Raw genomic sequence first — 10,217 nt, 5'->3', positions numbered from 1 at the left:
GCAACTTCTTCTGCGTTGTATATGTCGTCTTCACCGGTGCTTTCGAAGGTGATCGCTGGCGTGCCGATTTCAACATCCGCTGCCGCCGCTGTCTCTGTCGCTGCTGTGGATGTGTTGCCCGCCTCATCCGACAAGGTCGCTGTCACTGTGTCTTCTGGAGACACTTCGATCGCAACACCATTCGCGATATCTTCTGCGTTTAAGGTGACCGTGATGTCGTCGCCATCGTTCACGCTGTACGTCAAGGTGTCGCCCACTTCGGAGCCGGCCACCGAGATCGTCGCTGTGATCGTGCCGGCTTCGCCTGCGGCAACTTCTTCTGCGTTGTATATGTCGTCTTCACCGGTGCTTTCGAAGGTGATCGCTGGCGTGCCGATTTCAACATCGACCGTATGAGTTGAAGAACCGGTTGTATCGACTGTGTTGCCCGCGTCATCAGAAGACGTCACGACCGCATCGAACTCGGTGTCCGCTGCAAGGTCAGAACCCGCGACGTCTACAGACCATTCGCCGTTTTCATCAACTTCTGTTGTGTAAGTCGTGCCGTTGATCTCCAAGGTCACGGTATCGTCTTCTGCGATATCGCCACCTGTCGCCGTACCGGACACCGCAACTGTGCCTGTCGCTTCCGTCGCGTTGATCACGTCATCAGACGTAATCGCATTCACGGTCACCGTACCCGCATCCGCAGACGTATCAACCGTATGAGTTGAAGTCGTTGTTGCTGAATATGGGTTACCAGATGCATCTTCTCCTGTAACAGTCACATCAAAAGATGTATCTACTGCAAGGTCACTACCAGCAACTTCTACACTCCAAGTTTTATTGGCCTGAACTTCAGCTGTATATAAAGTACCGCCAATTGTCATTGTGACAATATCACCTGCTGATGCATCGAAACCAACTCGACCGGAGACTGTGACAGTGGAAGCACTTTCATCGGCGCTAATAACATCATCACTTGTGATTGAATTAACACGAATTGAGGCTCTAGCAGATGTGTCTATGAAATATGCTTCAGTTGTTGCAGCAGTTCCTTCCTGACCAATACTATTACTCACAGTCACACTTGCAGAAACTTCGGTATCAGAGTCCGCAGCCAAATCGCTGCCAGCCACATCAACAGACCAAGTGCCGTCGTCATTTACATCAGCAGTATAATTAACATCATTAATTACTAAGGTTACAGTACCAGTTTCAAAGCTATCGCCAGTTACTGTCCCTGTAACCGTTACCGTTGTTAACGCTTCAGCTGCATTGATAACACTGTCTTCAGTAATTGGATCAATATCCAGGTTCACAAGAAGCTCAGAATCATCCACAGTATGTGTTGATGAACCGACGCTTTCAACCGTATTACCTGCTTCATCTGCAGATAATACAACCGCATCAAACTCTGTATCAGCAACTAAATCCATACCGTCAACATCAACAGACCAAGTAGAATCTGATTGCACGGTCGTTATATACGTATTTCCTGCGATGACTAACGTAACGGTATCGCCAGTTGAGATATCGCCCCCAGCAGCAGTACCGGTAACAGACACCAAACCTAATGCTTCTGACGCGTCAATCTGGTCATCTAATGTAATGGTATCAATTGTTACTGTACCGGCTTCGGCTACAGTATCTTCAACTGAATCATTTGAAGTTGATTCACTTATCGTTGTGTTAGCTGTATTTCGAAGATTAGAGCCAAATCCATTATCCGTATCATAACCATAAGTTGGCAGTGAACTTAATGTGTCACTACCAAAGCCTGGTAAGGCACTGTTGTCATTTCGTTCAATTTCAACATCGACACGGTCTTGCTCACTAGGCGTTTCACCTGCGGCCGGCGCTTCTTGAATTAAGGTTGGGTCATCACCGGATAAAATCGCTTCTTGAAGAGCATCCACATCACTGGATGAATCCGCCACAAGGTCATCGTTATCGCCTGAATTATAAATTTCGTCATTTATTTCGACATTAGCATCACTTCCGATAACCACTTCGGTGCCATCTACAAAGGCAATCGTCACGCTACCGTTATTTCCAGTACGAACGACTTCACCAAAGAATACTGGGTCGCCAACTTTTACTACTCGTTCTTGACCATCAATGGATTCAACAACAACTGAACCGCTTAATTTAGTAATAATACCGACTTGATCGCCTAGGGTAGCAAAGGATACTTGGTTATCGCTCATGTAGTGTCTCCGGTAAATGACGGATTAAATTTATGATTGATTACAAGATAGAGGTGTTAGGGAATTGTCGCTATTGTACCTTGGTACAGTTCGACCAAGTTCTTTGTGTATTAATGTTAAGCTCTGTAACCGAAGCATCATAAATAAGCCTTATGATTGCCTTTAATAGGCTAACTCTTTATAATTTCGACACTTTCTGGCGTTTGTACTATCAACCATTCTTCCATGGTGTATCTGAGCCTTTTCTAGACTCTAATAGTACCCCCACAAGACAACCTTCCAGTTGTTTGTTGAGCCCCGACGCCACTCTTGATAGCAATTTTCATTGCGACTAAATACATACAGAAGGTAATACATGATCGATTCGATAAAACGAGACTGGTTCTCAAATATAAAAGGCGACTCTCTCGCCGGTACTGTTGTTGCATTGGCGCTCATTCCTGAAGCCATTGCATTCTCTATTATTGCAGGCGTTGATCCAAAAGTCGGCCTGTATGCCTCATTCTGTATTGCGGTGGTGATTTCGTTTTTCGGCGGCCGCCCTGGCATGATTTCAGCCGCCACTGGTGCTATGGCACTGCTCATGGTCACCTTGGTTAAAGATCACGGCTTACAATATTTGTTGGCGGCCACTTTATTAACCGGTGTGTTTCAAATTATTGCTGGTTACCTCAAATTAGGCAGCCTAATGCGGTTTGTTTCTAGATCCGTTGTGACTGGCTTTGTTAACGCCTTAGCCATCTTAATTTTTATGGCGCAATTACCCGAACTAACCAACGTTACTTGGCACGTATACGCGATGACAGCAGTTGGTTTAGGCATCATTTATCTATTTCCACTGCTGCCCGTGATTGGTAAAGCCATTCCTTCGCCTTTAGTCTGTATTGTTCTTCTCACCGGTTTTGCCATGACTTATGGACTGGACATTCGTACCGTTGGTGATATGGGTGAGCTACCAGATACGTTACCAATATTCTTATGGCCTGATGTGCCTTTAAACCTTGAAACCCTTTGGATCATTTTGCCTTACTCCTTAGGCTTAGCTGTCGTTGGTTTACTTGAATCTATGATGACAGCCACGATCGTTGATGAATTCACAGATACTAATAGTGATAAAAACCGTGAGTGTAAAGGCCAAGGGGTTGCTAACATCACGTCTGGTTTACTTGGCGGTATGGCAGGCTGTGCCATGATTGGTCAATCTGTGATTAACGTAAAATCTGGTGGTCGCGGCCGATTATCCACTTTTATTGCCGGCTTCTTGCTGCTCATCATGGTGGTATTCTTAGACGACCTAATCGGTCAAATTCCGATGGCTGCACTGGTTGCTGTGATGATCATGGTTTCCATCGGCACTTTTTCTTGGGAATCCGTGATTAACCTGAAAAAACACCCACTTTCAACTAACATTGTTATGTTAGCCACTGTTTCTATCGTGGTTTACACACATAACTTAGCGTTAGGCGTGTTTGTTGGCGTATTGTTAGCGGCCATGTTTTTTGCCAACAAAATTGGCCGCTTCATGGCCGTTACAAGTGAACTAGGTGATACCACTGGACACAGAAAATACAAAGTGATTGGACAAGTCTTTTTTGCGTCTTCTGATCAATTTACAGCTTCTTTCGATTTTAAAGAAGTCGTCGAAAAGGTTACGATTGATTTATCAGATGCCCATTTTTGGGACATTACATCGGTATCAGCCTTGGATAAGGTGGTGATTAAATTCCGTCGTGAAGGCGCGGATATTGATTTAATCGGCATGAACCAAGCCAGTGCGACCGTCGTTGATAAATTTGGTGTTCACAACAACCCCGAAGAAGTTGAAAAATTGATGGGCGGACACTAAAACCATTAAAATAAAAAAGGAGTGCAACCATGACAAACGTAATTGCCTGTATTGATGGTTCTTCATTATCAGAATACGTCACCTCCGCTTCAGTGTGGGCGGCGAAACAATTATCCTGTCCTCTGATTTTGTTGCACTCTTTAGAAAAAGACGAGAGCCGAACGGAAGAAGACCTATCCGGCTCCATTGGTTTTGGTAGCCGCGAGCATTTGCTTGATGAATTAGTCGAGCTCGATGCAAAACGCGCTAAGTTAGCACTTGAGCATGGCAAAATGATTTTGGACAACGCCAAGTCTTATGCCTTGCAGGCCGGCGCCAAACAAGTATCTCAATTACAGCGACACGGCGATCTTATTGAAAACTTAGCAGAACTAGAAGAAGATACTCGCCTGATCGTTCTAGGACGCTTAGGCGAACACCACACAATGAATGCTCACACCATTGGCTCTCATATTGAACGAGTGGCACGTAGCCAACATCGCCCTATTCTTATCAGCATTGGTAAATTCACACCACCGAAGAATTTTATGATTGCCTATGATGGGCGCGAAGCGGCAGATAACGCCATTGCTAAAATTGCTAAAAGCCCTTTATTACTAGGCCTTAAATGTCATTTAGTTATGGCTGGAGACGACACACCAGAGCGCAAAGAAAAGTTGGAGGCCGCCCAAACTCTCTTAGAAGAGGAAGGTTTTCAAGTGACTGCCAGTATTCAAGCCGGTAAAATTTATCCTGTTCTCACTCAGTATCGTGAAGATCATAATATTGAGCTAATGGCTATGGGGGCTTACGCTCATTCAAAAGTCCGTCAATTTTTTGTTGGCAGCAATACCAACAAAATGATCATTGAAAGTAATATTCCATTGCTCATCCTACGTTGATTTTTTCAACACGCACAAAAAACCAGACAAGATTTCCATCTGTCTGGTTTTTTGTTATTTAAACTGCCTATTCAACCGCTTTAATATGAAACATGCCCACTTCTGCTTCTGTCACTTCAACTCGCGTGCCGGCTTCAAGGGGTTGCTGACTAATCAGCTGCCATTTTACGCCAGAATAAGAGTAGCTTGGCGATTCGTTTGCTGACACCCTATCTTGCAACACAAACTGATGACCAACCAAATCCCCTTGCGCTTTCTTACGACTCACATTAGCTTGCATTGCCTTTAATGGTCGCCACAAAACTAAGGCAGCCACCAGAGTTAACACACCTGTACTCATTAACGAGCTAAGCAAGGTATTTGGAATAACGTCAGCATACAAAAGCACGCTTGTTGCAATGGCAGCCACCCCAGCAAAAAATAAAAAAAAGGTCGTGAACCCTAACACCGCCACTTCGATCACCAATAAGATTAAGCCCACAACTAAAAAGCTCTGAACAAGGTTTTCGGTGAAAAAATCCATACTAATTGCCTTTATTCATTTGCTGGATAATGGTAGTTGCTTGCGCCACCAAAGAAGAGGCTTCCGTCGCGCCATCTGGTAATAAAACAACCGACGACTCTTTTGCAATAGCACGCTTGGCTTCAATCGCTTTTGTCGCAAGATCGAGCTGAATGGCTTTCTGCCCCTGCTCTGTGGCAGCAGCTTCACCCACTTTACGCAATGCCTCAGCCTGTGCCTCAGCGACCGCAACGATGGCTTTCGCTTCACCTTCCGCACGCAATACTTGTTCTGCTTTGTCGGCTTCCGCTGCGAGTACAACAGACGCTTTTTCACCTTCCGCACGGTTAATGGCCGCTTGACGATCGCCCTCAGACTCAAGAATCTGCGCACGCTTAACACGCTCGGCTTTCATTTGCGCTTCCATCGCTTCCATTACAGAATGAGGTGGAATGATGTCTTTGATTTCATAACGTAAGACCTGAATACCCCAAGGCCCTGCCGCCTCATTGATCGCAGAAACAATGTTGGTATTCAATTGGTCCCGCTCTTCAAAGGTTTTGTCCAATTCCATTTTGCCCAACTCAGAACGCATGGTCGTTTGCGCTAACTGAGTCACAGCAAAAACATAATTATCAACACCATAGGTCGCTTTGTATGGATCTAACACTCGAAAATACAGCACACCATCAACGTGAAGTGAGATATTGTCTTTGGTAATCGCACTCTGCTCAGGCACATCAACCGCTTGCTCTTTTAAAGAACGATCTGCCGCAACACGATCAACAAATGGCACAATGAAGTTTAAGCCCGCTTCTTTAGTCGATTGATATTTACCAAAACGCTCAATCAGGAAAGCACGGTTTTGCGGCACAAATTTAATCGAACTCTTTAGCAGGAAGACCGCTAAAATCAGTACCAGTACCTGTACACTTAATAAATAATGAATAACCATTTCCATTCTTTGAGATCCTTTTTTTAAACCCATGACAATACGGTTTGAATAGAGCTGAGAAAACACAATATCCTAAACACGGTTTCTATATCTAAATAGATAACCGATAAACCTTCTTATGAAGACAACTTTATTGCTCAATAAAAAACTTGATAAAAAATAAAATCAACTTATTTTAGACAACTATCCTTACTGCAAGATAACCATCTTATAGGCAATCCATTAAAAACACCAACTAGATTAAACCCACAATAAAACAATAGCTTGCAGACGCTTTTGACCGAATCGAGACATTTTTTCAAACTCTTTTCGTGCAATAGGTACATACTGACAATCCATTTCATTTTGCAACTGATCGTTTGCCTCGTAGTCTGGATCATGCACATAAATATTATGTTCATCATAACCCGACATCACGACCCAATGCGGCGCTTTTTTACCGTCCATACGATAGGTACTAATAAGAATAATAGCCAACTTACCTTGATCAAAGGCGGTCGTCAGCGCCTGCATTGCTAAGGCCTCATACTGAACTGGCACAGATTGTTGTTCGCATTGCCTAGTAAAACTAACGTGCACACGAATAATCACATCTTTTTTCAGCTCATCTCTTACTCCATCAACAAACAAGGGCTCCGTTTGACTCAAACACACCTCGGCTTTCAAGCCGCGTTTTTTGGCCGCCAATGCAAGCCCCATAGGATGACTGCCACCGTGACCTGACGTCATAAATATCGTCGTCGCTTCTCGCCAAATATCTAACTCTTTATCTGGCGTGGCTTGATAGCCGTCATCAAGCGTCGACAGCACCATTTGCAACGAAGCTGGACCACAGGTAAATGGTGTACCTTGAGCTAACCATGGTACACGACGACTACTCGGTACTTCTTGCCCTGGTCGCAAGACTTTTTGCATACGCAACGCGTCGGTTGCATCTTCATAATAGGCTTGATAATGACCAAACTCACGATAACCAAGCTTGCTGTAAAGCTGAATGGCCTGACTATTTTTTTCACTCACCTCGAGCCGTAACAAGCTTTTTCCTTGCTTCATAGCTTGCTTTTCTATTGCCAATAATAAGGTTTTCGCCACCCCCAAACCTCTTGCCTCAGGTGAAACTGCTAGAGAATACAAACGCGCTAAACGTGTCCCTTGGCGCAGATGCAATAAAGCATAACCTAACACACCATCAGCAACAGCAACCAACAACGCCGCTCCTTGGCTTTTAATGGCGTGACGAAAACTGCGACGACTGAGGCGGTCACCTGAAAATGCGGAATTTTCTATCTCAATTAACCGAGTAACATCATCTAGTGTTGCAGAACGAACAAACACATCAGAAAGAGAAATTGAATGGGATAATTGAGTCATAGCACGCCTCGAAATTGGGCTAAAAGAGAGCGCATTCTAGGAGGAATATTGATAAAAAAACAGTCTATTTTTCATCCAAAATAAAAAAAGATTTTTTTCTATTTAGATGCATTTTTTTATTGTATTAGCATTATAACAAGCGCACTATCTGCACGATTTAGCATGACCTAATAAACGGCTAAACCATCCTATTTTTTATGTTTTTCTAGAGGGGAAAACAAAGCCAATGGCACAAACTTACATTGTTGTTGATCAGCTCAAAGACTGGTCCGCCTTTCTGCCCAGTGATCGTGTTATTACGTTCACGCAATATCTGAATCTGGCAACCAAAAGCCAAGGCAGAACACGAATCATCAACTTATGTAAAAGCAGCAAATACCTGTCTGACGGCTACTATTGTTCATTGTTAGCAGAAAGTCGTGGGCATCACGTCATGCCATCCGTACGCGTATTAAATGACATCAGCAAAAAAGCCTTGTACGAAATGCAAGTCGCTCAACTTTTACCCGCCTTGGCTGACCGCCTTGGCACACCAGAACAAGCGACTGACATTCAATTCCATTGTATTTTTGGCAAAACCACCAAGCCGGAAATGAAAGAGTTTTCTCGTAAATTGTTCGAAGCTTTTCCTTGTCCTGTATTAGAAGTGAAATTGAAATACCGTAAAACCTGGCAAGTCAGTGATCTTCAAGTAGCGTCTCATAAACAGCTTAATGATGAAGAGGAAACTTTGTTTGCGGAATCACTGGAAGCGTTTAGCACAAAAGTTTGGAACAAAAGCCGCTCTCAACGTGCCGCAAAATTTGACTTAGCCATGCTGGTTAATCCAGAAGAAGCCATGCCACCGAGTGATGCTCAAGCCCTGAAGAAATTTATTCAAGCAGGTAAACAATTAGGCATACAAGTGGATACCATTGGACCAAAAGACATCATGCGGTTAGCGGAATACGATGGTTTGTTCATTCGAGAAACCACCAACATCGACCACCATACCTATCGATTTGCCAAAAAAGCGGAAGAAGCAGGTTTGGTCGTAATGGACGACCCTCAGTCCATCATGCGCTGTACTAACAAGGTATATTTGGCAGACTTATTTAATACCCACAAGGTACCTTGCCCTAAAACACGCATAGTACATAAGGGAGAGAAAGACTTAGAAAGTACCTTAGAAGCGGCTATCAGCTACCCTATGGTAGTGAAAATTCCAGACGGTGCTTTTTCTAAAGGGGTGATTAAAGCCGAGAATCGTCAGGATTTAACAGAAAGCTTAAATACCTTGTTTAAAAAGTCATCGCTTCTGTTAGTACAAGAATATTTGTATACCGAGTTTGATTGGCGAATCGGCATTCTGAACAGCAAACCCATCTTTGCCTGTCGCTACTATATGGTGAAAAACCACTGGCAAATTTACCAGCACACAGGCAGCAAGAGCAAAAGCGGTGGTTTTGATACCTTGCCAACCTTCGAGGTGCCACGACGAGTGTTGCAAGCCGCCATCGCTGCCACTAAGCCTATAGGTGATGGTTTATACGGTGTGGATGTGAAAGAAGTAAATGGTCGCGGATACGTGATAGAAGTCAACGACAACCCTAGCATTGACCGCGGCGTGGAAGACAAATATTTAGGTGACGAGCTTTATATGCATATTATGTCGGAATTTTTACGCCGTATGCAGCTTAAACGCAGTGACACTCCTCATTTATAAAGCGCATCTTTTGCAACACTCTAACGTATGCGCGCTTAGAGTGTCTGCATTTTGTTTAAGGATATTCTTTCTGGATCAGAAGAATCACCAGTCATACACGCTGTCATGGTCTTGATGATCTGACACCTCAACAACAGGATACAATTCTAAGCTAACACGTTGTCGTTCGCCGTCTCCGATGGTGAATTTCTCCATATGCTCCACACCGGCTACGAAACGTTCACTCCAAACAGTAACCTCATCACCCACATCAACAGGCAAAGTAACCCAGCCGTTTTCATTGCTTTTTACAGCAAACTGATTATCTGCTACAAAAATGTAACCAATCATATCGTCGTGAATATTACAGCCCAAAATCACCAAACCAGCCTGATCAAATTCAATAGGCGCAATATCAGAGCCCTTATATAACTTGATTTCGAAGCTTTTAGGTTCTGAAAAGCTATAAACATGATGACGGATATCGTCGCTGTTAGGAAAAGCCACCGACTGACCTTTTTGAATCACAGCCACACGAGGCACAAAAGCAGAATCTATTTGATCAACAATCGCATTTTGTTGTGGTGTTGCTATCTGTTTACTGACCACCAACACCACCGCATCTGACACAGGCTGTTGATCTTGATCCAAAATCTGCAATGCCACTTCGGCATGAGCAACCTGCCAACAAAGTGCCAACATCCCAATACACAGATTGCGCATAGATTCTCCTTTTGCTTTTAATGAGTTCAATATAGAGTATCAGTCTACATAAGTTTTTATTCGTTC

At 43.8% G+C, this 10,217-nt stretch carries 8 protein-coding genes; 3 read left to right on the top strand and 5 right to left on the bottom strand.

The window, feature by feature from the left end:
- Positions 1 to 2,189 (bottom strand): retention module-containing protein (locus ACHUFM_RS05225; RefSeq protein ID WP_394180240.1); only part of this gene is annotated, 2,189 nt, incomplete at its 3' end.
- Between the two features lie 355 nt (positions 2,190 to 2,544).
- Between ACHUFM_RS05225 and ACHUFM_RS05220 the strand changes: the two genes are divergently transcribed.
- Together ACHUFM_RS05220 and ACHUFM_RS05215 are read left to right on the top strand one after the other, a co-directional pair.
- On the top strand, positions 2,545 to 4,035 hold the full coding sequence (locus ACHUFM_RS05220) for a SulP family inorganic anion transporter (protein ID WP_394180238.1): 1,491 nt from the start codon (positions 2,545 to 2,547) through the stop codon (positions 4,033 to 4,035).
- Between the two features lie 29 nt (positions 4,036 to 4,064).
- On the top strand, positions 4,065 to 4,916 hold the full coding sequence (locus ACHUFM_RS05215) for a universal stress protein (protein ID WP_394180236.1): 852 nt from the start codon (positions 4,065 to 4,067) through the stop codon (positions 4,914 to 4,916).
- Between the two features lie 67 nt (positions 4,917 to 4,983).
- Here the strand turns inward: ACHUFM_RS05215 and ACHUFM_RS05210 are convergent, their stop codons facing one another.
- From ACHUFM_RS05210 to ACHUFM_RS05200, 3 genes are all read right to left on the bottom strand, one after another.
- Complete coding sequence (locus ACHUFM_RS05210; protein ID WP_394180234.1) at positions 4,984 to 5,439, bottom strand: NfeD family protein; 456 nt, start codon at positions 5,437 to 5,439, stop codon at positions 4,984 to 4,986.
- Between the two features lies 1 nt (position 5,440).
- A complete protein-coding gene (locus tag ACHUFM_RS05205) occupies positions 5,441 to 6,379 on the bottom strand; it encodes an SPFH domain-containing protein (RefSeq protein ID WP_394180232.1) in 939 nt (312 codons plus the stop codon).
- A gap of 234 nt (positions 6,380 to 6,613) precedes the next feature.
- Positions 6,614 to 7,744: a peptidase C39 family protein gene (locus ACHUFM_RS05200; protein ID WP_394180230.1), complete on the bottom strand. Its 1,131-nt coding sequence runs from the start codon at positions 7,742 to 7,744 to the stop codon at positions 6,614 to 6,616.
- Between the two features lie 226 nt (positions 7,745 to 7,970).
- Here ACHUFM_RS05200 and ACHUFM_RS05195 point away from each other — a divergent pair, with 226 nt between their 5' ends.
- Positions 7,971 to 9,449 carry a RimK family protein gene (locus ACHUFM_RS05195; protein ID WP_394180228.1) on the top strand — a complete coding sequence of 493 codons (1,479 nt, stop codon included), beginning with the start codon at positions 7,971 to 7,973 and terminating at the stop codon, positions 9,447 to 9,449.
- An 84-nt stretch (positions 9,450 to 9,533) separates the two neighbouring features.
- On the opposite strand, the gene ACHUFM_RS05190 is transcribed toward ACHUFM_RS05195, so the two are convergent.
- The gene (locus ACHUFM_RS05190) at positions 9,534 to 10,151 is read right to left on the bottom strand and encodes a cupredoxin domain-containing protein (protein ID WP_394180226.1); all 618 of its coding nucleotides are present in this window, start codon (positions 10,149 to 10,151) and stop codon (positions 9,534 to 9,536) included.
- Positions 10,152 to 10,217: the final 66 nt, after the last annotated feature.

The sequence above is a fragment of the Marinomonas posidonica genome, from assembly GCF_043643765.1.
Lineage (GTDB): Bacteria > Pseudomonadota > Gammaproteobacteria > Pseudomonadales > Marinomonadaceae > Marinomonas > Marinomonas posidonica_A.
The sequence above is the reverse complement of the archived record's forward strand: the minus strand, read 5'-3'. Positions and strand labels throughout refer to the sequence as shown.

What these genes read in the sequence shown, in the direction of transcription:
- ACHUFM_RS05220 (WP_394180238.1), top strand. Translation starts at nt 2,545, where the DNA reads ATGATCGATTCGATAAAACGAGACTGGTTCTCAAATATAAAAGGCGAC.
- ACHUFM_RS05215 (WP_394180236.1), top strand. Translation starts at nt 4,065, where the DNA reads ATGACAAACGTAATTGCCTGTATTGATGGTTCTTCATTATCAGAATAC.
- ACHUFM_RS05210 (WP_394180234.1), bottom strand. Translation starts at nt 5,439, where the DNA reads ATGGATTTTTTCACCGAAAACCTTGTTCAGAGCTTTTTAGTTGTGGGC.
- ACHUFM_RS05205 (WP_394180232.1), bottom strand. Translation starts at nt 6,379, where the DNA reads ATGGAAATGGTTATTCATTATTTATTAAGTGTACAGGTACTGGTACTG.
- ACHUFM_RS05200 (WP_394180230.1), bottom strand. Translation starts at nt 7,744, where the DNA reads ATGACTCAATTATCCCATTCAATTTCTCTTTCTGATGTGTTTGTTCGT.
- ACHUFM_RS05195 (WP_394180228.1), top strand. Translation starts at nt 7,971, where the DNA reads ATGGCACAAACTTACATTGTTGTTGATCAGCTCAAAGACTGGTCCGCC.
- ACHUFM_RS05190 (WP_394180226.1), bottom strand. Translation starts at nt 10,151, where the DNA reads ATGCGCAATCTGTGTATTGGGATGTTGGCACTTTGTTGGCAGGTTGCT.